The sequence below is a fragment of the Arcobacter aquimarinus genome, from assembly GCF_013177635.1.
Lineage (GTDB): Bacteria > Campylobacterota > Campylobacteria > Campylobacterales > Arcobacteraceae > Aliarcobacter > Aliarcobacter aquimarinus.
In genome coordinates this window covers 201,601-226,762 of the sequence record NZ_CP030944.1, presented here as the reverse complement: position 1 = coordinate 226,762, position 25,162 = coordinate 201,601, and the positions used below count along the sequence as shown (strand labels likewise).

The 25,162-nt window shown below is 27.1% G+C and carries 21 protein-coding genes, 7 tRNA genes and 2 pseudogenes; 7 read left to right on the top strand and 23 right to left on the bottom strand.

Going from position 1 to position 25,162, the window contains the following annotated elements:
- Positions 1–14: 14 nt before the first annotated feature.
- A complete protein-coding gene (locus AAQM_RS01200) occupies positions 15–1,799 on the bottom strand; it encodes a TolC family protein (RefSeq protein WP_129096097.1) in 1,785 nt (594 codons plus the stop codon).
- Positions 1,800–1,962: 163 nt separating this feature from the next.
- Between AAQM_RS01200 and AAQM_RS01195 the strand changes: the two genes are divergently transcribed.
- Complete coding sequence (locus AAQM_RS01195; RefSeq protein WP_129096098.1) at positions 1,963–2,667, top strand: response regulator transcription factor; 705 nt, start codon at positions 1,963–1,965, stop codon at positions 2,665–2,667.
- Positions 2,668–2,746: 79 nt separating this feature from the next.
- Entirely contained in the window at positions 2,747–5,116 is a 2,370-nt protein-coding gene (locus AAQM_RS01190; RefSeq protein WP_129096099.1) for a transporter substrate-binding domain-containing protein, read from the top strand.
- Between the two features lie 3 nt (positions 5,117–5,119).
- Here the strand turns inward: AAQM_RS01190 and AAQM_RS01185 are convergent, their stop codons facing one another.
- Both AAQM_RS01185 and AAQM_RS01180 read right to left on the bottom strand, forming a co-directional pair.
- The gene (locus AAQM_RS01185) at positions 5,120–5,611 is read right to left on the bottom strand and encodes a hypothetical protein (RefSeq protein WP_129096100.1); all 492 of its coding nucleotides are present in this window, start codon (positions 5,609–5,611) and stop codon (positions 5,120–5,122) included.
- Positions 5,612–5,681: 70 nt separating this feature from the next.
- A complete protein-coding gene (locus AAQM_RS01180) occupies positions 5,682–8,462 on the bottom strand; it encodes a DUF3427 domain-containing protein (RefSeq protein ID WP_129096101.1) in 2,781 nt (926 codons plus the stop codon).
- 118 nt (positions 8,463–8,580) lie between these two features.
- Here AAQM_RS01180 and AAQM_RS12825 point away from each other — a divergent pair.
- Both AAQM_RS12825 and AAQM_RS12820 read left to right on the top strand, forming a co-directional pair.
- Positions 8,581–8,952, top strand: a pseudogene (locus tag AAQM_RS12825) (MCP four helix bundle domain-containing protein); the annotation flags it as partial.
- A gap of 825 nt (positions 8,953–9,777) precedes the next feature.
- Positions 9,778–10,617 (top strand): annotated as a pseudogene (locus tag AAQM_RS12820) (methyl-accepting chemotaxis protein); the annotation flags it as partial.
- 22 nt (positions 10,618–10,639) lie between these two features.
- Here AAQM_RS12820 and AAQM_RS01170 read toward each other — a convergent pair.
- Together AAQM_RS01170 and AAQM_RS01165 are read right to left on the bottom strand one after the other, a co-directional pair.
- On the bottom strand, positions 10,640–11,620 hold the full coding sequence (locus AAQM_RS01170) for a calcium/sodium antiporter (RefSeq protein WP_129096103.1): 981 nt from the start codon (positions 11,618–11,620) through the stop codon (positions 10,640–10,642).
- Positions 11,621–11,667: 47 nt separating this feature from the next.
- Complete coding sequence (locus AAQM_RS01165; RefSeq protein ID WP_129096104.1) at positions 11,668–12,543, bottom strand: AraC family transcriptional regulator; 876 nt, start codon at positions 12,541–12,543, stop codon at positions 11,668–11,670.
- 147 nt (positions 12,544–12,690) lie between these two features.
- Here AAQM_RS01165 and AAQM_RS01160 point away from each other — a divergent pair, with 147 nt between their 5' ends.
- Genes AAQM_RS01160 through AAQM_RS01150 form a run of 3 tightly spaced genes read left to right on the top strand, consistent with a single transcriptional unit; the run spans position 12,691 to position 16,104 of the window.
- On the top strand, positions 12,691–12,948 hold the full coding sequence (locus tag AAQM_RS01160; RefSeq protein ID WP_129095825.1) for an OadG family protein: 258 nt from the start codon (positions 12,691–12,693) through the stop codon (positions 12,946–12,948).
- 1 nt (position 12,949) lies between these two features.
- Entirely contained in the window at positions 12,950–14,761 is a 1,812-nt protein-coding gene (locus AAQM_RS01155; protein WP_129095826.1) for a biotin/lipoyl-containing protein, read from the top strand.
- Positions 14,762–14,781: 20 nt separating this feature from the next.
- Complete coding sequence (locus AAQM_RS01150) at positions 14,782–16,104, top strand: sodium ion-translocating decarboxylase subunit beta (protein WP_216678751.1); 1,323 nt, start codon at positions 14,782–14,784, stop codon at positions 16,102–16,104.
- A gap of 138 nt (positions 16,105–16,242) precedes the next feature.
- On the opposite strand, the gene AAQM_RS01145 is transcribed toward AAQM_RS01150, so the two are convergent.
- The 18 genes from AAQM_RS01145 to AAQM_RS01060 form a co-directional block, all read right to left on the bottom strand.
- Positions 16,243–16,319 (bottom strand) — tRNA-Gly (locus AAQM_RS01145).
- A gap of 4 nt (positions 16,320–16,323) precedes the next feature.
- Positions 16,324–16,400 (bottom strand) — tRNA-Arg (locus AAQM_RS01140).
- Positions 16,401–16,468: 68 nt separating this feature from the next.
- Positions 16,469–16,545, bottom strand: a tRNA-Gly gene (locus AAQM_RS01135).
- Positions 16,546–16,554: 9 nt separating this feature from the next.
- Positions 16,555–16,639, bottom strand: a tRNA-Leu gene (locus AAQM_RS01130).
- 47 nt (positions 16,640–16,686) lie between these two features.
- A tRNA-Arg gene (locus AAQM_RS01125) sits at positions 16,687–16,763 on the bottom strand.
- A 12-nt stretch (positions 16,764–16,775) separates the two neighbouring features.
- A tRNA-His gene (locus AAQM_RS01120) sits at positions 16,776–16,852 on the bottom strand.
- Positions 16,853–16,874: 22 nt separating this feature from the next.
- Positions 16,875–16,952, bottom strand: a tRNA-Pro gene (locus AAQM_RS01115).
- 109 nt (positions 16,953–17,061) lie between these two features.
- On the bottom strand, positions 17,062–17,841 hold the full coding sequence (locus AAQM_RS01110; protein WP_129094054.1) for a thiazole synthase: 780 nt from the start codon (positions 17,839–17,841) through the stop codon (positions 17,062–17,064).
- Positions 17,838–18,149, bottom strand: coding sequence for a divalent-cation tolerance protein CutA (gene cutA, locus AAQM_RS01105; protein ID WP_128986052.1), 312 nt, complete (start codon positions 18,147–18,149; stop codon positions 17,838–17,840). Before cutA ends, AAQM_RS01110 begins: the two co-directional genes overlap by 4 nt.
- Positions 18,146–19,531, bottom strand: a complete 1,386-nt coding sequence (locus AAQM_RS01100; protein ID WP_129094055.1) for an NAD(P)H-hydrate dehydratase — start codon at positions 19,529–19,531, stop codon at positions 18,146–18,148. Before AAQM_RS01100 ends, cutA begins: the two co-directional genes overlap by 4 nt.
- Before the next feature lie 12 nt (positions 19,532–19,543).
- Positions 19,544–19,891: an SUI1 family translation initiation factor gene (locus AAQM_RS01095; RefSeq protein ID WP_129094056.1), complete on the bottom strand. Its 348-nt coding sequence runs from the start codon at positions 19,889–19,891 to the stop codon at positions 19,544–19,546.
- Positions 19,882–20,892 (bottom strand): tRNA (adenosine(37)-N6)-threonylcarbamoyltransferase complex transferase subunit TsaD, encoded by a 1,011-nt coding sequence (tsaD, locus tag AAQM_RS01090; RefSeq protein ID WP_129094057.1) that lies wholly within the window; start codon positions 20,890–20,892, stop codon positions 19,882–19,884. The genes AAQM_RS01095 and tsaD overlap by 10 nt, the downstream gene beginning before the upstream one ends.
- Positions 20,889–21,455 (bottom strand): RBBP9/YdeN family alpha/beta hydrolase, encoded by a 567-nt coding sequence (locus AAQM_RS01085; RefSeq protein ID WP_129094058.1) that lies wholly within the window; start codon positions 21,453–21,455, stop codon positions 20,889–20,891. Before AAQM_RS01085 ends, tsaD begins: the two co-directional genes overlap by 4 nt.
- 13 nt (positions 21,456–21,468) lie before the next feature.
- Positions 21,469–21,894, bottom strand: coding sequence for an Lcl C-terminal domain-containing protein (locus AAQM_RS01080; RefSeq protein WP_129094059.1), 426 nt, complete (start codon positions 21,892–21,894; stop codon positions 21,469–21,471).
- Positions 21,894–22,178 (bottom strand): hypothetical protein, encoded by a 285-nt coding sequence (locus AAQM_RS01075; RefSeq protein ID WP_129094060.1) that lies wholly within the window; start codon positions 22,176–22,178, stop codon positions 21,894–21,896. The genes AAQM_RS01080 and AAQM_RS01075 overlap by 1 nt, the downstream gene beginning before the upstream one ends.
- Positions 22,168–23,235 (bottom strand): 1-deoxy-D-xylulose-5-phosphate reductoisomerase, encoded by a 1,068-nt coding sequence (gene dxr / locus AAQM_RS01070; RefSeq protein ID WP_128986045.1) that lies wholly within the window; start codon positions 23,233–23,235, stop codon positions 22,168–22,170. The genes AAQM_RS01075 and dxr overlap by 11 nt, the downstream gene beginning before the upstream one ends.
- On the bottom strand, positions 23,232–23,993 hold the full coding sequence (locus AAQM_RS01065) for a phosphatidate cytidylyltransferase (protein WP_129094061.1): 762 nt from the start codon (positions 23,991–23,993) through the stop codon (positions 23,232–23,234). The genes dxr and AAQM_RS01065 overlap by 4 nt, the downstream gene beginning before the upstream one ends.
- 99 nt (positions 23,994–24,092) lie before the next feature.
- On the bottom strand, positions 24,093–25,160 hold the full coding sequence (locus tag AAQM_RS01060) for a class I SAM-dependent methyltransferase (RefSeq protein WP_129094062.1): 1,068 nt from the start codon (positions 25,158–25,160) through the stop codon (positions 24,093–24,095).
- Between the last annotated feature and the right edge of the window lie 2 nt (positions 25,161–25,162).

The following is a 25,162-nucleotide window of genomic DNA, read 5'->3' as shown; positions in this document are numbered from 1 at the left end:
CCTTTTTATAAACCTTATTTATTATATTTGAAATATAATTTCTGATGTTTTAATATATTGTCTATATAAGGCTTATTTGCTTTTACAGAAGATGGTAAATTTTCTAAAGCTAATGAAGCTTCTTTTACTGATTTAAATATACCATAAATTACCTTAGCACTTTTCATTTCAGGACCAAAAGGATAAACATAAGAATCATTTGAACTTAAAGAGTTCGTATTAACAAATCTTTTTGCTGAATCTAAACCTTCTGTTGTTGTAATATTTATAGTATAATATCCTTCTGGAGCTTCTAAAAATGATTTATATTCAGAGTTCTGAGTACCTAAAACTTCTTTTTCTTCAACAATTAAATCTTCTTTTAACTCATCTTTTACAATAGTTGGCTCATCACCTAATAGAGCTTTTAATTCATTTGTATTTTCACTTCTTTGATACTCTTTTTGCTCCGAAACAACACTTGCTAAAGCTTTATTATCAGAACAAACATCATTTTTAGGATCTAAAACAGAATCTGTTAACATAGATAAAGATAATAACATATCATAATAATTTCTATATAATTCGAATTCTCTATTTACTAAACTTTTTTTAGCTTCATATAAATCTGTTTGAGCATCTAAAATATCAACAAAAGTTCTAGTTCCTGATTCAAATTCACTTTTATATACTTCAACTATATTTTCATTTGCTACAACATATTTTTTAAGAACATCTATTCTCTCTTGATTCTTTAGGAATCTTTGATAATTTACTTTCATTGATTCAACAACTTTATTTGTTATTGCATCTAATCTCTCTTTTTGCTCTTTTAAGAATAATGCTTCTTGTTGAGAAACCGCATAGTCTCCTCCACCATTATATAAATTCCAAGCAAGATTAATTCTTCCAAAAACTTGATTTTCAATTCCATTTTCATTTAATGATAAATCATTATCTGTTAATGCTTTTAATTCTAAATTTAAATTTGGTAAGAATTTAGAATCAGCTTGAGCTATTTTTTCTCTTTGTGCTTTTATTCTTTCAATTTGTTCTTGAATTTCATTGTTTCTTAAAACTGCAAGCTCAATTAATTGTTGTAAATTATCTGGAATTTTTAATAAATCCATTTTAGGTCTACATTCATTTCCTGAAGGTTCAACACCTACATATCTTTTAAATGTACTAATTCTTGAACTCTTTAAATCTTTTTCTTCTAAATACTTCTCTTTTACAAAATTCAATTTAGAATCAACTTCATATGTCTCTAAAACTTCACCACTTATAGACTCTTTTTCTTTTGCTATTTGTAAGTTGTCTTCATTAGTTGAAATCATATCTGCTGTCAAAGCAAGTGTTTCATCATACTGAACTAATCCAAGATATGCAGAAATCGTTTCATAAACTACATTTTCAATAATATTTTCAGTTCTAAATTTATTTGCTAAATCATTATGTTTAGCTTCTCTTACTTGACTCGGAGTTAAATCACCATCATAAAGCATTTGATTCAATGCTATTCCAAAATTATATCCATCTTCTTGTTCTGATCCATTAACAACACTAGGTGGAGTCTCTCTATCATACTTTTTATCCGAATTGCTCTTTTCAATTCTTCCATCTATATCTATTCTAGGTAAATAATTAGCTTTTCTTTCATCTATATATTTTTTAAAAGCTTCTTGATTATTTCTTTGTGAAATTACTTCTGGATTAGTAGATAGTACTTTTTCAACACTCTCTTTTAAACTTGATGCATGTAAGAATGAACTAGCTAACACTGAGATACACGCAAACTTTAATATTTTTGTTTTATACATTTTAACTCCACTTATTCTATTTAAAAATAATTTTTTTTCTTACTTTACACAGTTTTTACTTAATTTGAAATTAAATATCACTAATTATTATTTTTTTAATCTAATTAATAAATTCTAAGCTTATTTATTATATCATAAAAAAAATCTGTTTCAAGAGTTAATTATGTCAATTACTAATCAATACGTGAATATTTTAAAAAAATTAAATATCCTCTATATAGAAGATGAAGAAAATATCAAATTAAATGTAAAAAAAACACTGTTGTTATTTAGTGATAATGTCTTTGATGCTGAAGATATAGCATCAGCAAAAAAAATCTTACATGAAAAAAGAATTGATATCATATTATCAGACATTAATTTACCTGATAAATCAGGAATAGATTTTATTAAAGAAATAAGACTAATAGACAAAAAAATTCCTATAATCATACTTAGTGCATACACTGATAAAAAATTTTTACTTGAAGCAACAAAATTAAAATTAATAGATTATCTTACAAAACCTATAGATTTTAAAAGTTTAAATCAAGCTTTAAATAAATGTGTCGATGAAATTTTAGACAATTCAAGATATATAATTTCTTTTAAAAATAACATTAATTATAATGTTCTTCATAAAAAACTAATAGATACAGAAAAAGAAGAAGAATTATCATTAACATCAAAAGAATTAACTCTTTTAGATTTTTTGATAAAAAATAGTAATAGAATTGTTTCAAGTGAAGAATTAAAAAGTTATTTATGGGAAGATGAATATGAAGCTACAGATTCTGCATTAAAAAATCTTTTAAATAAACTCAGAAAAAAAGTAGGAAAAGATTCTATAATAAATACTTCAGGAGTTGGTTATAGACTAGATTATTAAAAGCTTAATAAACTTTAATAATTCTTTGATATAATGCTTTCTTAATAGAATTCTAAATTATTTTTTTAATTAGGCTAAAATGAAACTTCTTCTTATTCTCATTTTATTTATTCTTAATGCTCATACAAAAGAGCCTATTTTCAAAGTTTCTTATGATCCTAATTATACTCCTTTTTCATATAAACAAGAAGGGAAAGAGACAGGACTATATATTGATATTTGGAAGCTTTGGGCTAAATATAATAATTATAAAGTAGAGTTTATTGATGGAAAACTTTGGAATGAAGCTATTAATTTGGCAAAAGAAGAAAAAGTTGATTTCTTTTTAGGAACAGATACCTATGAAGATTGGATGATTGGTTCTGATTTTTTTTATGAAACAAATAGTAGTTTTTTCACTCTTACTAAAAATAATACTCCATTTGAGTTATCTACTAATTTAAAAATAGGATTAATTAGCAATACTTTCAAAGAATTAATTTTAGAAAATATTCCTACTGCAAATATAAAAATTTATGAAGATTATAAAGATATTATTGATGCTTTAAAAAATCAAGAAATTGATTTAATCTATGAAGATAAACTTGCCTTTGAATACTATACTGTTCAAAACAATCAATTTCATCTAATAAAACCTTTAAATAAATTAATTAAAAAAACTAAAACTCAAGCAATAACTTTAGATAAAGCAAAAGTTGAAATTTTTAACAAAGGATTTTTAAAAATCCCAATAAATGAACTTTTAAATATAGAAAAAAAATGGATTTTAAACGAAAATGACTACTATTACCAAAACTTCAAATATCAAATAAATTTAACTTCTGAAGAGATAGAATTTATTAAAAATAATAAAATAAAAGTATCTATTTCAAATGCTTGGGAACCATTTACTTTCAAATCAAAAAATAATGAAGCTATTGGAATTTCATCTGAATATTGGTATTTAATATCTAAAAAATTAAATTTACAAACAAAAAATATATTTTTTGAAACTTTTAATCAACAAATTGAAAGTATAAAAAATAAAGAAACAGATTTAATCTACAGTACAGCAGATACTCCTCAAAGAAAAGAATTTTCAATTTTTTCAAAAGAATATGCAAATTTTCCTATTTCAATTGTTACAAAAAAAGATGAAAATTTTATAGAAAATATTTCTTCTATAAAAAATAAAAAAATTGCTATTGGAAATAATTTCACAGCACATAATGTACTAAAAAACAATTATCCTGAAATAGCTCTCATTCCTGTTAAAAGTGTAAAAGAAGGTTTAGAATTAGTCTCTAAAAATAAAGTCTATGCTTTTATTGATATTAAACCTGTATTACTCTATAACATTTCAAAATATGATTTTGATGATTTAAAAGTTTCTGGAAATACAGGACTAAATTTTAGTCTTAAATTTATGATAAGAGATGATTACCCTATTTTAGAATCAATTTTAAATAAAGCCATTTCTTCTGTTTCATATAATGAATTAAATACAATTGTAAATAAATGGAATAATGTTCAATTTCAAACTAGTTTTGATTATGATATTTTTTGGAAAATAACATTAGCTATTTTCATAATCTTATTAGCTTTTATATATAGAAACTTCACACTAAAAAATTTAAATCGAACTTTGAAAATAAAAGTAGAAGAAAAAACTAAACAATTAAGTGAAATGAATAAAAATCTTGAAAATTTAGTTGAAAGAAAAACTAGAGAATTAATTCAAAAAGAGACTATTTTAAATCAACAATCAAAAATGGCAGCCATGGGGGAAATGATTGAAAATATTGCGCATCAATGGAGACAACCATTATCTGTAATTTCAACTGTTGCAACAGGAGCTAAATTAAAAAAAGATTTAAACTTACTAACTGATAATGAATTTTATGAAACCATGGAAATCATAAATAACTCTTCACAACATTTGTCAAATACTATTGATGATTTTAGAAATTTTTTTAGTAATGACAAAGAGATTATCTCTTTTAATGTAAATGAAGCAATAGATAAAGCATTAAGCCTTGTAACTAGCAAATTAAAAAATAGAGATATTCAGATTATTAAATCAAAAGATAAAATAATTATTTTAGGTCTTAGAAATGAATTTATTCAAGTTATATTAAATATCATCAATAATGCAATTGATGCTTTTGAAACGATAAAAGATAAAGATAAATACATTTTTATAAACTCTTATGAAGAGAAGCAAAATCTAATTTTAACAATAAGAGATAATGCAGGTGGAATTAAAGAAGAAATAATTAACAGAATATTTGAACCTTATTTTACTACTAAACATAAAAGCCAAGGGACTGGAATTGGGCTTTATATGTCTTTAGAAATTATAAAAAAACATATGAATGGAGAACTTTTAGTTTCCAATAAAGAATATATTTATGACAATAATAAATGTAAAGGAGCAGAGTTCAAAATAATAATTCCTCTGAACCAATAATTATTATTTATCCTCTTTTAACCATTTTCTTTTTAGATTATGTATATAAATTATCAATACAAAAAATAAAGAAGAAGTTACTCCTAATGCAATCAACAAATCTGTTTCAGAAGGAATTGTTTCTAATAATATAAGTTTTCTAATAATCACGACAAATGCTATTTCTAAAAAAGTTAAAGCATAATCAAAACCATTTTTAATAAAAAGTGTTTTAACAATAGCAATAACAATTAAAGTAAATAAACCATCAGTTAATATATTTTTAATTGAAACAAAATCCAAAGCACCTTGAGCAAGAGTAAAAGAAATTATTTTATGAGAAAGACTCATTATACAAATAGCAAGATATAAAATCATTGCTAAAATAAAAAAATATTTAAGCATAGTTACAATTCTTAATAAAATAAAATCTATTCTATCTTCTAAAACTTTATCTATACTACTTACTTTTAAAAACGTCTTTTCAATAAAACTCTTTTTATGCTCATTTTCCACTTTATTTTCCTATTTAGATGCAATTTTTTGCGAATATTATCGAAGTTAAATAAAATAAAGATAAATTATTTTATACAAATTTTGTAAATTCAAAATATAGTTCATCATTCAGAGATTTTTCTAGCTTTAAATGTAAACTAATTGGCTTATTACCCTCATAATAAACCGTATTAGCTAATCCTAAATATATAAAATCTTGTGTTTTTTTATCAACTTGCGTAAATTTTCTCATAAAAATATGAAGTTTTACACCAAAATCTTTATTTTTACATAGCTTTTTTCCATCTTGGCTAATTTGCGTATGACTTGGCTTACTTTGATATGTAAAAATTTCTTTTGATAAAAAAGTATTATTGTACTTTTCTGATTTTGAAAATTTCTCTTTTTCTAAATTTATAAATAAAAAGAAATCATTTTCATACTTCAAAAATCCACTTCCTCTAAATGAACTATGAATTTTTGGGAAATTACAAAGCTTGGCAATATTTAACATATTATATTTTCCATAAAGCTTTAAAAATGGCTTCCCAAAATCAACACTACCAAACTCTTTTTCATAAAGATAAATTCCATAATTTAAACTATCTTCAAAAATCTCTTTATATTTTTTATTTTCCAAAAGTTTTGTAAAGTCATCTGTTTTTACTACTTTTTTTCCATCAAAATCAATTAATTTTAAATATCTATTTATTTGAGCTTTATCTAAAAAATCTTGATTTAAAAAAGAAAAACAATGAACAATAGTCTCTTTATCAACTCTATTTAAATATTTATTTAAGATTCTAAAAGCAATATTTTCATCACAAAAATCATTTTCTAAAAGATATTTTAAAATCACAAATTCATAAACTCTTTTTATTGGAAGTAAATTTTCTATAAATCTAATAGATTTTTTAAATTCTTCATTTAAAACTAACTCTTTTAATTCATTTTTGTTTTCAACTTTTGCTAAAAACTCAATATACGAATAACTCTCATTTATAAATTTTATTGGATTAATTACATCATTAAAATGTAAAAAATCGACTAGCTTTGGAATTTTATTGTTCATTAAAGTTTTAAATTCAAAATATTGCTCTTTTAGATATTTTAAACTATTAAAATTCTCTTTTTCTATTTGCTCTAAAATTCTTTGTTTAGAGATTTCATCCATACAAATATGTGCATTTTTAAAATTTGCAAAGTTATTTGATAAAAAAAGTTTCAAACTATCTTTATCAATAGCTTTATTTCCAGCAAGTGCAAGTGCTATTAAATAAGCTTTTTTATGATTTCCAATAAAATCAAGAACAGTTAAAAACTCTTTGTTTTTAGATTTTCTTAAACCTCGACCTAACTGCTGAATAAAAACAATAGGTGAATTTGTAGGACGTAAAAAAAGAACTGTATTGATTGAAGGAATATCAACTCCTTCATTAAAAATATCAACGGTGAAAATCACTTCTAAAACATCATTATCATCTTCTAATTTTTCTATATATTTAACTCTATTTATAACACTATCTTCGCTTGATAAAAAAGTTGAGTTTATACCTCTTTTATTAAACTCTTCACTCATAAAAGTTCCATGCTCTTTTGAAACACAAAATCCAATAGCTTTTCTTTTAACTCCTGTAAAAGAATAAAAATTCATCTGTTTTATTATGTAATCTACTCTTTTATTTACACTTAAAAGTTTGGCTAAAACATCAATTTTAGTTAAATCAACATTTTCATAATCAATAGATTTTATATCACTTATTCCAAAATAGTGAAAAGGAGTTATTAAATCATATTCCAAAGCATCATTTAGTCTTATATCACAAGCGATATTTTCATCAAAAATTTCATAAATAGAGTTTCCATCCATTCTGTTTGATGTTGCAGTTAATCCTAATAAAAATTTTGGTTGAAAATACTCTATCACTTTTTTATATGTAGGGCTTGTGACATGATGAGATTCGTCAATTATGATGTAATCAAACTCATCTTTTTTAAACTCTTTATAATATAAACTCATTGTTTGAATAGTTGAAAAAATATAATCTTTACTTTTCTCTTTTTTATTTCCTGTAAATAATCCAAAACTTCTATTTTCTATAATATTTTCAAAACTCTGTTTTGCACTTATTAAAATATTTTCCCTATGAACTAAAAAAAGAACTCTTTTTGCTTTAAAATCCTTCACATCAAAAGCACTAAGGTATGTTTTTCCACTTCCTGTTGCTGCAATTATCAAAGCTTTTGTTTGATTCTTTTGCCTTAAAATTTTTAATTTTTCTAGAGCATTTTTTTGCATAATATTTATTTTTATATTTTGTTTATATAAAAAAGTTGGCAAAAACTCTTTTTTTTGATTTTCTATAAATTTTGAATATTTTTCTAAAAAATCTTCATCTGCTTCAAATGACTCTTTCCATAAATTATTAAATTCATTTAAAATATTTATTAAATATTCATCATCTTTTTTCAAAGTTGTTTTTACATTCCATTCTATATTTGTTTTAAAAGCACTTGCTGTAATATTTGAAGAACCAACCATTACTTCATAAAAATCATCAAATTCAAAGATATAAGATTTAGAATGAAATCCAATGTTTGTAGAGTTACAATCATATATTTTTAATTCTATATTTGAAAATTCTTTTAATTTTTCTAAGGCTTTTATTTGAGTAAAGTTTAAATATGTAGAAGTTAAAATTTTTCCTTTTATATTTTTATTTTCTAGTTTTGAAAAAACTTCCAATAAAAGTTGAACTCCTGAAAAATTTATAAAAGCTACATTAAAAATAAATGATTTAGATTCTAAAAGTAATTTTAAAAGATGATTATAAAAATTATCTACATTTGTATTTGAAATTAAGTTATTCAAAAATTATTCCTTTAGTTAAAAAATTATTATATTAAATATATTCTAAAATATTATAAATATCGCCATTTTAAGAGATTTAATCATATAATAATGTATCTTTTTATAAAAAGGAGTCTTTATGTCTGTAAAAAATAGATTACGTCTATTATCTGGAATTTTACTTTTTGGTTTAGCTCTTATTGGATTTATTGCATTTGACAATGCTAAAACTTGGTCTAAAGATATGCACAAAATTGGAGAAGAGAGAGTTCCTGCACTTTTAAGTTTAGGAAATCTAAATACTGAGAGAATGGCTATAAGAGCTCAAACACTTGAAGTTTTAACTTTGGATGGAAGTTCAAATATAAAAAATACTCTTGAAAAAATAGCTACCCAAAGAGAAGAGAGTTGGAAAAGTATAGATGAAAACTGGAAAAATTTCAATTCAATTCCTAGAAATACTGAAGCTGGGAAAAAAGCCGCACAAAAAATAAATGATGCTTATAAAAGTTGGAGAGATATTTATATTGAACTTGATGGATTAATTTCAGAATTAAAAACTAATCAAGATTTAGAGACACAAAAAAATCTACTTTTACAATACAAAAATAGAGTTGATATAATGGTTCCTATTTCAAATGAATTTGGGAAATTAATTATTGATCAAAAAAATAGAACTGTTAAATATTCACTTGATATGATGAATGATTCTATTGTAATTGCTGATAGATCAGTTATTATAACTATTGTTGTATTTTTAATAATTTCATCTATTGGTTTAATTTTTACAATTTTTTCAATAAATTTAATTATAAATTCTCTAGAAAAAGTTAAAAATGGAATTACAGGTTTCTTCTCATTTTTAAATAATGAGACAAAAAAATCATCAATTATTGAAATTTCATCTAAGGATGAATTTGGTCAAATGGCACAAATAATAAATGATAATATTGTAAAAACTGAAACTTCAATTAAAAAAGATAATGATTTTGTAAATGATGTTACAAGATTTATAAATGAATTAAGCAACGGAAATATGCTAGTAAAAATAGAAAAAGATTCTGATAATCCAAGTTTAAAAGAATTAAAAATCCTACTTGATAAATTACAAGATTATTTAGAACATACAATAGCAAGAGATTTAAATACATTAATTTCTGTTCTTGAAAGATTTAAAAAAGAAGATTTTACAGCAAGATTTCCTGAACCTTATGCAAAAGTTGCTGTTATCATAAATGATTTAGGTGATGTTATTTCTAATTTACTAAAACAATCTTTAAGTATTGGTCTAACTTTAGATAATGGTTCTGATAAACTTCTTAAAAATGTTGAAATATTAAATACAAGTTCGAATCAAGCAGCAGCATCACTTGAAGAAACAGCAGCGGCATTAGAAGAGATAACTTCAACAGTAATAAGTAATGCAACAAATGTTGCTCAAATGGCTAAATATTCAGAGCAAGTTAGTTCTTCTGCTAAAAAAGGTCAAGAATTGGCAAGAAGTACAACAAGTGCAATGGATGATATTACAAATCAAGTTAATCTAATAAATGAAGCAATTAGTGTAATTGACCAAATTGCTTTCCAAACAAATATTCTTTCATTAAATGCAGCTGTTGAAGCAGCAACTGCTGGAGAAGCTGGTAAAGGATTTGCAGTTGTTGCTCAAGAAGTTAGAAATCTTGCAAGTAGAAGTGCTGAAGCTGCAAAAGAGATAAAAACTATTGTTGAAAATGCAACTAATAAAGCTAAACATGGTAAATCAATTAGTTATGAAATGATTCAAGGATATGAAGAATTACTTGAGAATATCACAAAAACTACTCAAACAATTGAAGAAATTGCAAGAGCTTCAAAAGAGCAAGAAGCAGGGATTACACAAATAAACGATGCTGTAACAGGACTTGATAGACAAACTCAACAAAATGCACAAATTGCTTCACAAACAAAAGAAATTGCTTTAGAAACAGATAATATTGCAAAAGAGATTGTTGCAGATGCAATGAAAAAAGAGTTTACAGGGAAAAATGAAATAACTAGCAAATCCTCAAAAAAAGAAAATGCATCCATTAAAGAAACTTCCGTTATCAAATCTAAAAAAATTGTAGAACCTGAAATAAAAGAATCTGTAGAAAAAAAATCTACACAAAATGAAGAGGAATGGGAATCTTTTTAAAATAAGGCTTTAAAGCCTTATTTTATATATTTCCTGTAAGTGTCATTCCTAAATAAGTATTATATGCTACATAACAAATAACAAGAATAAATCCTTCTAATCTTGTAATTTTTCCTTCTTTATTTCTAAATCCATAAGCCATAAATAAAAGAGCTATTGTTAAAAGTAACATTATTATCCAATCCCTTTGTAAAACTTCATATGGAATATTATTCATAGGAGCTATTACCACAGCAATTCCAATAACTGCTAAAAGATTGAACATATTAGAACCAACAACATTTCCAATAGCAATATCATGCTCACCTTTACGTGCAGCTATAACTGAAGCTGCTAGTTCAGGTAAAGAAGTTCCAAGAGCTACAATTGTAAGACCAATTATCAAATCACTTACTCCAAATTCAGTAGCAACTCCAACAGCTCCCCAAACTAAAAGTCTAGAACTTGCTATTAATAAAACAAGACCTAATATAAGCCAAAGAATTCCAGCTTTTAAACTCATTTCATGTTCTATTAGTTCATCATCCATTTCAGATTCTAAAGCATCACCTTTACCTTTAATTGCAGCATAAATAGACCAGCCAATTAAACTAAAAAACCCAACTAAAAGAACAATCCCTTCAACAAATGTCAAAGTATTATCAAAAAGTAAATATCCCGAAAATAACACTATTAATAATAAAAGTGGTATCTCTTTTCTAACTATTTTTGAATTTACAGTAATTGGCGCAACAATTGCCGTAATTCCTAAAATCAAGGCTATATTTACAATATTTGAACCTATTGCATTTCCAAGTGCAAGTCCAGGATTTCCTTCCATTGCTGCTATTGCTGAAACCACCATTTCAGGTGCACTTGTACCAAATCCAACTATTAAAATACCAATTAATAAACTTGGCATTCCAAGATGTTTAGCTGTTGAAGCGGCTCCTTCTACAAACTTATCTGCACTCCAAACAAGAATTGCAAAACCTGCAACAATTGCCCCTAAAAATAAAAACATTTTTGACCTTTTTAAAAATAAATTTTTGCAATTATAGTAGTTTTTCTTTAAAAATTTATAGAAACATAAAAACTAAGTTCAAATTCTCCATTTTCATCTAAAAAATCTAATTTTTCATAAATTGCATAAGAGGGTTTTGTCGTTGTTTCATATTCACTTTTTGGAAGCCACTCATGATAAACCCAATGAATAAAAGGTAATACATCTCCTGTTTTACCTTTTAAATCAAATTTTGCATAAACTCCTTCAGCAATTTTAAAATTTGGTAATCTATCACTTTTTATCTCTTTTGTATCATCCACTTTTATACAACCTATATACTGACACTCACTCAAAGGTGTAATAGTTGGATTATCATGAAAAAGAGCTATTCTTTTATATGAATTAATATTATTTGTAAGAACCCATGTTTGAAGCTTTTGCCAAGTCTCTTTTATATTTTCATTATAACCTTTATTTCTAATATAAAAACTCTCAATTGCTGGCATTTTTACGATTGTTGGTGTAATGGAATCAAATTTTGCTTTTGAATGTACTGCATTTTGTGATTGCAATAATATTTTATGAGAATATTCTTTATACCCACCATTTTTCCACTCTTTTGGACTCATTTCAAATCTCTCTTTAAATATTTTAATAAAAGATGATAAAGATGAATATCCACATTGATTTACTATATTTGAAATAGTTGAATACTTATTTGTTAAAAGTAAATTTGAAGCTTTTTGAAGTCTTATTGATTTTATACTTTCATAAATATTTTTTCCAAATGCTTCTTTAAAAATTCTATGCATGTGAAATTTACTTACACCCAAATCAATACTTAGTTCTTCTATATCTATATGTGTTTCAATGTGAGTATAAATATAATACATAATATCATTTGCTATTTTTGTTCGTTTTTGTAAGGTTTCTTTCTTCATAATCGTATTGTAGCAAATATAAACTATAAAATAAGCACTATAAAACAATTTTTATTGCACTAAATAAGAAGAAGATTTTATTAAATTTCTCTAAAATTACGCCGTTTGAATCATTTTGGTGATTTATTAAAAATAAAGGATTTCTTTATGGAAGAGATAAACTTAATAACAGAGTCAATAAAGTTTATGTTTTTGGGGATGGGAGTAGTATTTGCATTTTTAGCAATAATGATACTAATCCTAAAAGCTCAAGGGATAATATTAACAAAGATTTTTCCACAAGAAGAGAAAAAAGTTGTAAATGTACCCCCAATGAGTAATCATACCAATAACGTAAAATCAGAGTCTGCAAAAATAGCTGCAATAGTTGCCACAGTGCAACATCATAAAAATCTAAAGGGTTAAAATGTCTAAAAAGTACATAGATATTATGGATACAACCTTTAGAGATGGATTCCAATCTGTCTTTGGAGGAAGAGTTTTAATGAATGATTTTTTTCCAGCTGTAGAAGCTGCAAAAGATGCTGGAATAAATCACTTTGAATTTGGAGGAGGAGCAAGATTCCAATCATTGTTCTTCTACTTACAAGAAAATGCATTTGATATGATGGATAGATTTAGAGAAATCGTAGGTCCAAATGCAAACTTACAAACCTTAGCTCGTGGTATAAATACAGTTATGCTTGATACGGGTTCAAGAGAATTAATCGACTTACATGCAAAATTATTTGCAAAACATGGAACAACAACAATCAGAAACTTTGATGCATTAAATGATGTACAAAACCTTGAATATAGTGCTGAATGTATAAAAAAATATGGATTAAATCATGAAGTTGTTGTAACACTTATGGATTTACCTCCAGGATGCTTTGGCGCTCATGATGTTGCTTTTTATGAAAAAACATTAAGAAATATTCTTGATAGTGGATTACCTTATGATTCAATCTGCTTTAAAGATGCCTCAGGAACTTCATCTCCTCAAAAAATCTATGAAACAATACAAATGGCAAGAAGATTAGTAGGAAATGATACTCATATTAGACTTCATACTCACGAAACAGCAGGTGTTTCAGTATCATGTTATTTAGCTGCTTTAGAAGCTGGAGCTGATGGTATTGATTTAGCTGCATCACCTGTAAGTGGAGGAACTTCTCAACCAGATATTCTTACTATGCTTCATGCAGTAAAAGGTAAAAATTTTGACTTGGGTGGTTTAGAAATAGATAAAATTTTAAAATATGAAGAAGTTTTAAAAGATTGCTTAAAAGATTACTTTATTCCACCAGAAGCTACTCAAGTATCTCCTTTAATCCCATTCTCTCCAATGCCAGGTGGTGCATTAACTGCAAATACTCAAATGATGAGAGATAATGGTACTTTAGATAAATTTCCTGAAGTTATAAAAGCAATGCAAGAAGTAGTTGAACGTGGTGGATATGGAACATCTGTAACTCCTGTTTCACAATTTTATTGGCAACAAGCATATGCAAATGTAATGTTTGGTCCTTGGAAACAAATAGCTCCTGGTTATGGAAAAATGGTTTTAGGTTACTTTGGTAAAACTCCTGTTGCTCCTGATGCTGAAATTGTAAAACTAGCAAGTGAAAAACTAAAACTAGAACCAACTACTTTGAATCCTTTAGATATAGCTGATGCTGATGAGAAAAAAAGAATATCAGTATGGAAACAAAGATTAGAAATAGAAGGTATAGAAACAACTGAAGAGAATATTTTTATTGCAGCTGCCTGTGATGAAAAAGGAATAGCATTTTTAAAAGGTGAAGCACCTTTAAATGTTAGAAAAAATGATTCTGTTTGTGAAAATGATAAAGATTGTAAATTAGGAGAAAACAAAATGGCAAATGCAAGTGGAAACTATACAGTTGTAGTTGATGGTCAAAGATTTAATGTAAGTATCGCAGAAGGTAACGCAGATATTCAAGTAACTCCTGTTGCTAACTCAAATACAACAACTTCATCAACTCCTGTTGCTTCAAATGGTGGAACAGAAGTTCCAGCTGCTGTAAATGGTGCTGTTTGGAAAATACTTGTAAAAGAAGGTGATAGAGTTGAAAAAGATCAACAAATTATTATCCTTGAAGCAATGAAAATGGAAATTGATATAACAGCTCCAGTTTCAGGTGTTATTACAAAGATATTAGTAAATCCTGCACAAGCAGTAGATGAAGGACAAACATTAGCCATTATTGGTTAATGTTTATTAGAAGGTCGTAAATGATAAAAAATATTTTTATAGCTTTTTTTCTTTGCTTTACAATCTTTTCGTCAAATAGCTTAGCTTCAAATACGGTTGTAGTAGAGCAACAAGAGAAAGAACCATATCACTCAAAAACAATGGGTGAATTAGTTCAAACTTTTTATGCAACTACAGGTATAAAAGCATTATTTGAACCAAAAGAGGGAGTAAAAGATTCTCATGGAAAAGATATGAGTTTGTTTGCTCAAGGTTATGGAAGAATTATAATGATTTTAATCTGTTTTTTACTGTTTTATTTAGCAATTAAAAAAGGATTTGAACCATTACTTTTAATTCCAATTGGATTTGGTGGTTTATTAGCAAATATTCCAATAGCAAATATGGCAGGACCTGATGGGATGCTGGGAATTATTTATGATATGGGTATTACTAATCAATTTTTCCCACTTTTAATATTTATGGGTGTTGGAGCTATGACAGACTTTGGTCCATTATTAGCTAACCCAAAAACAGCTTTATTAGGTGGAGCTGCACAATTTGGAATCTTTGGTTCTCTTATAGGTGCAGTTATATTGTCACAATATGTTCCAGGAATTAATTTTTCATTAGAACAAGCTGCTGCTATATCAATTATTGGTGGAGCTGATGGACCAACGTCTATTTTTGTTGCCTCAAAACTTGCACCTGAATTACTTGGAGCTATTGCTGTTGCTGCTTATTCTTATATGGCATTAGTACCTGTAATTCAACCTCCAATTATGAGAGCATTAACAACAGTTAATGAGAGAAAAATAAAGATGTCGACATTAAGAAAAGTGTCAAAAGTAGAGAAAATTGTATTTCCAATAGTTGTTTTATGTTTAACATTATTAATTTTACCAGATGCTGCACCATTGATTGGAGCATTTTGTTTTGGAAATTTTGCAAAAGAATCAGGAGTTATTGATAGACTTTCTGATACAATGCAAAATGCATTAATTAATATTGTAACAATCTTCTTAGGATTAGGTGTTGGTTCAAAATTAGCATCAGAGCAGTTCTTAGTAGCAGAGACAATGGGAATTATGGCAATAGGTCTTTTAGCATTTGCAGCAGGAACAGCTATGGGTGTTATAATGGCTAAATTAATGAATTTAGTTAGTTCAAAAGATAATCAGATAAATCCTTTAATTGGAGCAGCTGGAGTATCAGCTGTACCAATGGCAGCGAGGGTTGTAAGTAAAGAAGGTCAACTTTATGATAAATCGAATGTATTATTAATGCATGCGATGGGTCCTAATGTTGCTGGTGTTATTGGTTCAGCAGTCGCTGCTGGTGTTCTTTTATCGATATTTAAATAAGAAACATTCAAATATAATTTTAAAGCTCTTATAACTTAAGTTATAAGAGCTTTTTTTATGCTTATAAATTAGGTAATTAAAATAAAGATTTGATATTTAAAGTGATATTAAAATAAAGTTTATATGATTTTTTTAAAGTGGAGCGGGAGACGAGACTCGAACTCGCGACAGTCTGCTTGGAAGGCAGAAGCTCTAGCCAACTGAGCTACTCCCGCTTAGTGGTACTCCCAGTACGATTCGAACGTACGGCCTACGCCTTAGAAGGGCGTTGCTCTATCCAGCTGAGCTATGGAAGCACTAAAAAATAAGGTTAAAAAAAGCCTTATATAACAAGTAAAAAACTTTTTATATAAGGCTTTAAAAATGGAGCGGGAGACGAGACTCGAACTCGCGACAGTCTGCTTGGAAGGCAGAAGCTCTAGCCAACTGAGCTACTCCCGCTTCATATGGTGGTGCGGATGAGAAGACTCGAACTTCCACACCGTGAGGCACCAGATCCTAAGTCTGGCGTGTCTACCAATTTCACCACATCCGCAAATTTTTTTATAAAAAAAGATTTAGATATAAATCTAAACCAAAAAGTGGTACTCCCAGTACGATTCGAACGTACGGCCTACGCCTTAGAAGGGCGTTGCTCTATCCAGCTGAGCTATGGAAGCACTAAAAATAAATGGGGTAGATAATGGGGCTCGAACCCACGACCCTCGGAACCACAACCCGATGCTCTAACCAACTGAGCTATACCTACCACAAGATTTAAATTAATTAAATGGTCGGGGCGAGAGGATTCGAACCTCCGGCCCCCTGGTCCCAAACCAGGTGCGCTAACCAGACTGCGCTACGCCCCGACAAACTGAAGTTTCACAAAAAGTGGACGGAATTATATTAAGTTTTTTAACATTTGTCAAGTCTTTTTTGAGGAAATCTTAAAAATTTTCAAAATTTCCTCAATATCTATTAAAATTGAATTAATCCATCAATAGGAGAACTAGCCGTTGCATAAGGTTTTTTAGGGATTCTTCCTGCTTTATATCCCATTCTTCCTGCAATTACTGCATACTTCATAGCTTCAGCCATTTGTATTGGATTTGTTGCACAAGCAATTGCTGTATTTGTTAAAACAGCTTCTGCACCTAATTCCATAGCAATTGTTGCATCACTTGCACATCCAACACCCGCATCAACAATAACTGGAACTTTTACAGCATCTTTAATAAATGCAATATTGTATCTATTTTGAATCCCAAGACCAGAACCAATAGGTGCAGCTAATGGCATAATAGCATCAGCTCCTGAATCTTCTAATCTTTTTGCAATAATAGGATCATCATTTGTATATGCCATAATTGTAAAACCATCTTTTTTCAGAATTTCACAAGCTTTAATTGTTTCAATTACATCTGGATAAAGAGTTTTTTGGGCATCACCAATAACTTCAAGTTTAATAATATCAATTCCTGTAGCTTCTCTCATCAGTCTAAAAGTTGTAATTGCTTCTTCAGCTGTAAAACACCCTGCACTATTTGGTAAAAGTTTTACATTTGTATCTTTGAAATAATCTAATAAATTCTCTTCATTTGGGTTTGTAATATTTACTCTTCTAATAGCAACTGTTATTAGTTCAGAACCTGAAGCTAATGTTGCATCTTTAGTTGTTTGAAAATCTTTATATTTACCACTTCCAACAATTAATCTACTATTAAATTCATATTTACCTATTTTTAAAATATCACTCATATTGTATTTCCTTTTATAAATTTTAAATATTCTTCACTTGCATTTGTAATATCGAGTTGAATAATTTCAGGCAAATCATAACTATGTAATTCTAATATTTTGCTTTTAATTTTTTCAAAATTTGCTTTTCTTGTTTTTATGTTTAGAAGTGTTTCATTATCACAATAAAACTCGTCTTTCCAAGTATAAAAAGATTCAATTTGAGATAATTGTACACATGCGGCAAGTTTTTGTTCAATTAAAACTTTTGCAATTTTTTGCGCTTCTTCTTTTGAAGCACAAGTTGTTTGAATAATTACTGCTTTCATAATTTTCTAATCTCCTCTACTAAATCAGATGGAATTAAAGAATAATTGTTTTTTTTATAATTTTTTGCGCCTAAAGTATGAGCTAAACTCGCAGTTATTGCTGATTCAAGTGGTTTATATCCTTGTGCTAATAATGAGCCTATAAGACCACTTAAAACATCACCACTTCCACCTTTACTTAAAACTGCACTTCCAAAACTATTTACATATTGTTTTTCATTTTGTGCAATAATCACATTTGCACCTTTTAAAACTACAACTACATTTGGATATTTTTTACAAAATTTTTCCACATATAAAAATCTATTATTCTGTAATTCTTCAATAGAAACATCAGCTATTTCACAAAGTTTTAATAAAGAAATAAACTCTTTTGGGTGTGGAGTTAAAACTATTTCTTGGTCTAAAACTTCACAAATTAGCTTATCATGAAACAAATCTGCATCTATTATTTTTGGAATTGGTTTATTTAATATTTTTCTAATTTCATCAGTTTCATATTTTCCTAAACCCATTCCAATAGCAATTGCACTACAATTTTCACTAATAAAATGTGTTTGCATAATATGATAAGGTAAATCTAAATTTTCATGACAAACTACACTTACAAGTCCAGTTCCAAATCCAAATGCTGCTTTTGCAGCAATTATTCCAGCACCTTTTTTACAACCTGCAACTACATTTAAGTGTCCGTATGAACCTTTGTGTGAATTTTTTTTATTTCTAAAAGGAAGTTTCATATCACTTTCATCTAATAAAAATTTATTAGCTTCTATTTCATATATATCTCTTTGAACGCCTAAATTTACAACTATTATTTCACCAACATAATCTTTTGATACATCACTAAAAAGTGAAGTTTTTAAAGCTCCCATTGTAATTGTAATATCAGATTCAAAAGCTATAGTATTAACTTGTCCCAAACTATTTATTCCACTTGGAATATCACATGCAATTTTAAAAGAGTTATAAGAATTTAGAGTATTTATAAGATTTATAAATTTTTCATCTAAAGGTTTATTCAAACCTGTTCCAAACAAACAATCAACTATAATATCTGCTTCAAAAATTTCATCTATTATTTTTATATTCAAAGCTTTTACTCTTTTAAATTGTTGTTGTGCCATATAAGATTTTGGCTCATTTGCTAGATATAAATTCACTTCAAATTTTGAGGATAAAAGCCTTGCTAGTGCGATTCCATCAGCACCGTTATTCCCACTTCCACAAACTATTAAAATAGATTTTTTATCAAATAAATTTTGATTAATATATAAAGCAATAGAATTTGATGCATGTTCCATCAAAATATCTTCTGTTAAAAAAAACTCTTCATAACATCTTTTATCTAAGGAAGTAACCTCATCAAATATTTTTTGCATTTCATATTCCTTTTATTTTCTAAATTTCCAACCATCACTTTCTAAAATAATTTTTATTTTATCTTTTACATCACCTTGAAGTTCAAGCCACTCTTCATTTATAGCTCCACCACAAGCTAGTTTTTTCTTTAGAAGTTTTAGAACTTCTTTTTTTTCATCCAAAGAGATATTAAATCTTCCTACATTTGTAACTGGTTTTCCATTTCTTTTTTCAAAAGTAAAAACTAATTGATGTTGATTTTTTGGAATTATTTCATTTGATGATTTTTTTGGTTTTTTTTTATCTTCTTTTACTGTATCAAAACTATTTCCCTCTAGTTTTGCACCCAATCCAAAAGCTAATTTATCTGCTAAGCCCATACTAACTCCTTGATTCTTGATTGAACATCTATATCTTTAATTCTAATAAAATCATTTTGTTTATATTGCTCAACTGCAACTCGTCCAATCATCGCTGCATTATCAGCACAATATTTTAATTCACTAAGATATAAATTTGTATTTGATTTTTTACATAACTCTTCAAGCTGTGAACGTAAATATATATTAGCACTAGCTCCACCCACTATTGCGAAATTTTTTGGAGTTTTTTGTTTAAATAGTTTTTTTAATTTTTGCATAATATGTAAAACTGCCGTTTTTTGAAAAGATGCACAAAGATCATATTTATTTTGTTCTTTAATTCCACCTTCTTGATTTTCAAGCTTTTCTATTTGCATTCTAACTGCATTTTTAAGTCCTGAATAAGAGAACTCTATTTTAGAACTTTGGCTAAGAGGAATAGGTAATTCAAATCTATTTTCATCACCTTTTAAACCATACTCTTGAACAATTGGTCCACCTGGATATCCAAGTCCTAACATTTTAGAAACTTTATCAAAACTCTCTCCAAAACTATCATCCATTGTACTTGCAATTACTTTCATATCGTATAAACTATTTGCTTCAATAATTTGAGTATGTCCACCTGAAACTAATAAAACAGTCATTGGTAAAACTTCATTTTTTTCAATAAAAAGTGAATAGATATGTCCTTTTAGATGATTAACAGCAATTAATGGAAGATTTAAAGAAATAGATAAAGCTTTTGCCATTGTTACACCTTCTGTTAAAGTAACAGATAGTCCTGGTGCATTTGTAACAGCTATTGCTTTTAATGAAGGAAAATATTCTTTACACTCTTCAAGAATTTTTGGTAATGCCTCAACATGAAGCCTAGCTGCAAGCTCAGGAACTACTCCTCCATAAAAACTATGTTGTATCTCTTGAGATATTTTTTTATGATAAATTAATTTATTAGTTTTTATATCTGTTATAGCAAGAGAACTATCATCACATGAAGATTCTATACTCAAAATCATTTTTCTAACTCTTCATTTATTTGACATTCATCAACTCTTTTTATCCAATCTAATGCACAATCAAGTTTTCCAAATCCAGAAGCTGCATTTATATGTCCTGCATTTTCCATAATTTTCATACCGATATTCAATTTAGATTGAAGTTCTATAGCTTCTTCAATACTCATATATGGGTCATTTGTTGAAGCTGCCATAATTATTTCATTTGCTTTTAAATCTTTTGCTATTGGATAAGGGAAGAAGGTTTTCGCTTCAGGAATATCTCTATTTCTTGAAACAGGTGCAACTAACATTAATTTATCAAGTTTTATATCAAGTTCATCACAAGTATGAAACCATAAAATATTTGCTAATGAGTGACAAACTACAATATTTGGTTTAAAATGTTCTAGCTCTTTTTTTAAGAACTCTTTCCATTCATTTAACTTTGGCTCATTTTTATTAGGAAAAGAAGGAAAAGAGACAATAAAGTTCTCTTTTATTAAATCCATAGCTAACTGTGATTGCCAATGTGGAAAATCACTTCCACTTAATCCATGAAGTATTAAAACTCTTTTACTCAATTTTTAATCCTTATTAATAATCTCTTACACATCTAATATATTTAGTTTTATGCCTGCTATCAAAATATGGTGTTCCACTTACAAAATGCATATAATCAGCATAATACCAAAAAGTTCTCCAATGTGCTTTATATGCCCAATATCCATCAGGAACATTATATTTAAATGCTTTATTGATATAATTTCTTGTATTTTTTTTATCTACAATTAATTCAAACTCTTCTATTTTTGGAAGTCTCCAATTGCTAAAACCACCATGTGTTATCTCATTACAATATTTTTCACCATCATCATGATTTTTCATATTTTTAATAACTGAAACATTATCAACCCACATTAATTTTGCACTATCATCAATAACTATCTCTTTTGAGCCATCTCTATAAATTTTTGCTTCAATAAAATTGAATAAAACAAATATTAAAAACAAATATTTCATTAGCTATCCTTTAGATTAGTTACCTCAAACTTCCCTCTACTTAACTGTGATTCAACACTTTTATCAATTAATTCTATGCTTAATTTATAATCTTTTTTATAAATCAAACCTACTAACTCTTTATGTGAAGTTTGCTCTTTATCTATTGTACTATGTTTTTTCCATTCATCGAATTTTTTTTCATATAAACTTACGATATTTTTTTCAAAACTATTTCTTGTATATATCAAATATATAACCAAAATAAGAAGTATTGCAAAAGGAATAAGTAAATCAAGACTCACAATAATTCCTTACTTGTTTATCAATTTCAAAAATATCTTCTATATTATTAGCTTTTAAATTATGAAATTTATTAATTGCATTTAAAGTCATTTTTGAAATATCCATAAAACCAATTTGTGAACTTAAAAATTTAGAAACAGCCACTTCATTTGCTGCATTTAAAACTACTCCTAAATCAGGATTATTTAATACTTCATCTTTAATATTCCAAATTGGATATCTTGAACTCTCTATTTTTCTAAATTCTAAATTTGTAATTTCAACCAAATCAACTGGCTTTAAAATTTGCTCATCACAATGTCCAAGTATTGCATATGCAATTGGAAGTTGCATAGAAGCATTTGCTATATGGGCGGTTGTACTTCCATCTTTAAAATTTATTAAAGCATGAATTAAAGATTTTGTTTCAATTATTGCATCCAATTTTTTTGTATCAAAAAGCCAAGCAGCTTCAAGTAGCTCAAACATTTTATTTGTCATAGTTGCACTATCAATAGTTATTTTATTTCCCATTGACCAGTTTGGATGATTTAACGCTTCTTTTATGGAAACATTCTGAAGTTTTTCAAGTGGATAATCCCTAAAAGAACCACCACTTGCAGTTATAAGCATTGAATCTATTTTTTTATCTTGAAGTAAATACCAAAGACCAAAGTGTTCACTATCTATTGGACGTAAGTTTTTTTGGTCTATAAATTTTCCGGCTACAACTAAAGATTCTTTATTTGCAAGAGCAATTTTTTTCCCACACTCTATAGCTTTTAAAGTTGGTTTTAGACCTAAAAATCCTACAAGTGCATTTACAACAGTATTTGATGAACTCTCTTGTATGGCATTTAAAATTGCTTCTTCTCCAAAAGAGATGTTGTTGTGACAAACAAGTTTTATATCTTCTTCTCTATCAATTACAACTTTTTTTGGATTAAATTCTTTTATTTGTTGATTTAGTAACTCTATATTTCTTCCAGCTACTAAAACTTCAACATTTAAATTAAATTTACGTGCAATATTTAAAGTATTTACACCAATTGATCCTGTACTTCCAAGAAGGATCAAACAACAATCCTTAAAAGAACAAGCATTATAACAGCTCCAAATAAAAATCCATCTGTTCTATCTAAAACTCCACCATGTCCAGGTAAAAGAGAACCACTGTCTTTTACCCCTGCTTCTCTTTTTAAATAACTTTCAAATAAATCTCCAAATATTGAAGAAACAGCAACAACCAAAGAAATAACTAATGCTGAACCATAAGAAATACCACTTAAAGCAAATAATGGACCTAATATTCCAGCTAATAAAACTCCTCCAATAACACCTTCAACCGTTTTTTTAGGACTTGTTTCACAAAATTTAGTTTTTCCTATACTTTTACCTACAAAATAAGCACCAGTATCTGCACTTGCTACAACAAATAATAACCACCATAAAACTTGTATCCCAAATTCAATATATAAAGATAATAAAAATAAAAAAGAAACTAAAGGATATAAAATTGGTAAAATAATTTTAGGATTTGTTTTTTTTCTATATGCAATTATTGATGCTATTGCAATCAATGATACAAAAACTAATTCCATAGGATTTGGATAAAAATAAGCTGCAATCCATATAATAGCTGAGTATTGAAAAATAAGATAATTGTGTTCTAACCCAAATAATTTTCTTGATTCTGATACACCTACTATCATAAAAAATCCAAGAAATAACCAAACTAAAAACAATGTATCAAAATATGATACTAATATAAATACAAAAAAAAGAACTAATGCCGTTTTTATACGTATTGAACTCTCTGATATTATTTTAAACATAAACAACCTTTATTTTAATTGTTGAATCTTAACATTATTTGACTTTGTTAATTGTAAATACTTAGAAAAAAATTAAACTAAAATTTTATATTAAATTAACTATTTTTTACATCTAATTATTGTTTGGCATAATCCTATATCATCAATTGTTTCGATTACATTAAGACCTGATTCAATAAGTAATTTTTCAAAATCTGTATATTTAAACATTTTACTATACCCATTTGCCATTGCTGTAAAATATGGTGAAGTATTTATAACACAAAAAGAGGCTGTTTCATTATTTTGTCTATCCCAAAATGGTTCCATAATACAAATTTCAGCATTATCATCAATCGAATCTCTAATTTTATTTAAAATATTAACTATTTGTTCTTCCTTAAAACAATCCAAGAATTGACTCATCCAAATAATATCAAACCCTTTTGGAACTAAAGTTTCATCTAACAATATATTTCCCTCATAAGTTGAAACATTTGTAATATTATTTTCATAAATTGTTTGTTTTGCTAATTTTACTTGTTGTGGTAAATCCATAATAGTAATATTTATTTCAGGATTTTCTTTTGCAAATAACGTAGCAAATTTTCCTGTATTTCCACCAATATCCAAAATATTTTTAGGCTTTAAATTTTTTAAAATTTTTATTGCTTTTGGAAATCCTGAATCAGAATATAAATGGTCAAATTCAAACCAACTATTCTTAACCTCTTCAGGTAATGTTGATAAAGCTGGATAAATTGTTTCCCAATTTCCAAATACTTTTAAGCCTTCAGCTTTTCCATTTTTGATTGATTCTTCTAAATTGAACAATCCTAAATAATTAACATGATGATTATAATTCATATTAGCATTTGTCATTCTATCGCTATTTATAAAAAATCCTATTTTTGTTAAAAAAACTTTTTCATCTTTTATCGAAACTATATTTGCACTTAACGCAGTTTCACATAAAACTTGGACTGCATATTTTGTTAAATTAGATTTATTTGCTAGTTCTAAATAAGTTAATCCATCTTTATTTTTTGACAATAATTCTAATAATTTTAAATCTCTCATTGTTCTAGCTACTTGAAATATAATAGGAGCAAAAGCTATTTTTTGTGCTTCATACTGAGCATCTAAAGCATTTAAGTTATCATTATTTTTAAAAAATTCTTTTCTCATTT

What these genes read in the sequence shown, in the direction of transcription:
- AAQM_RS01200 (WP_129096097.1), bottom strand. Translation starts at nt 1,799, where the DNA reads ATGTATAAAACAAAAATATTAAAGTTTGCGTGTATCTCAGTGTTAGCT.
- AAQM_RS01195 (WP_129096098.1), top strand. Translation starts at nt 1,963, where the DNA reads ATGTCAATTACTAATCAATACGTGAATATTTTAAAAAAATTAAATATC.
- AAQM_RS01190 (WP_129096099.1), top strand. Translation starts at nt 2,747, where the DNA reads ATGAAACTTCTTCTTATTCTCATTTTATTTATTCTTAATGCTCATACA.
- AAQM_RS01170 (WP_129096103.1), bottom strand. Translation starts at nt 11,620, where the DNA reads ATGTTTTTATTTTTAGGGGCAATTGTTGCAGGTTTTGCAATTCTTGTT.
- AAQM_RS01165 (WP_129096104.1), bottom strand. Translation starts at nt 12,543, where the DNA reads ATGAAGAAAGAAACCTTACAAAAACGAACAAAAATAGCAAATGATATT.
- AAQM_RS01160 (WP_129095825.1), top strand. Translation starts at nt 12,691, where the DNA reads ATGGAAGAGATAAACTTAATAACAGAGTCAATAAAGTTTATGTTTTTG.
- AAQM_RS01155 (WP_129095826.1), top strand. Translation starts at nt 12,950, where the DNA reads ATGTCTAAAAAGTACATAGATATTATGGATACAACCTTTAGAGATGGA.
- AAQM_RS01150 (WP_216678751.1), top strand. Translation starts at nt 14,782, where the DNA reads ATGATAAAAAATATTTTTATAGCTTTTTTTCTTTGCTTTACAATCTTT.
- AAQM_RS01110 (WP_129094054.1), bottom strand. Translation starts at nt 17,841, where the DNA reads ATGAGTGATATTTTAAAAATAGGTAAATATGAATTTAATAGTAGATTA.
- cutA (WP_128986052.1), bottom strand. Translation starts at nt 18,149, where the DNA reads ATGAAAGCAGTAATTATTCAAACAACTTGTGCTTCAAAAGAAGAAGCG.
- AAQM_RS01100 (WP_129094055.1), bottom strand. Translation starts at nt 19,531, where the DNA reads ATGCAAAAAATATTTGATGAGGTTACTTCCTTAGATAAAAGATGTTAT.
- AAQM_RS01095 (WP_129094056.1), bottom strand. Translation starts at nt 19,891, where the DNA reads ATGGGCTTAGCAGATAAATTAGCTTTTGGATTGGGTGCAAAACTAGAG.
- tsaD (WP_129094057.1), bottom strand. Translation starts at nt 20,892, where the DNA reads ATGATTTTGAGTATAGAATCTTCATGTGATGATAGTTCTCTTGCTATA.
- AAQM_RS01080 (WP_129094059.1), bottom strand. Translation starts at nt 21,894, where the DNA reads ATGAAATATTTGTTTTTAATATTTGTTTTATTCAATTTTATTGAAGCA.
- AAQM_RS01065 (WP_129094061.1), bottom strand. Translation starts at nt 23,993, where the DNA reads ATGTTTAAAATAATATCAGAGAGTTCAATACGTATAAAAACGGCATTA.
- AAQM_RS01060 (WP_129094062.1), bottom strand. Translation starts at nt 25,160, where the DNA reads ATGAGAAAAGAATTTTTTAAAAATAATGATAACTTAAATGCTTTAGAT.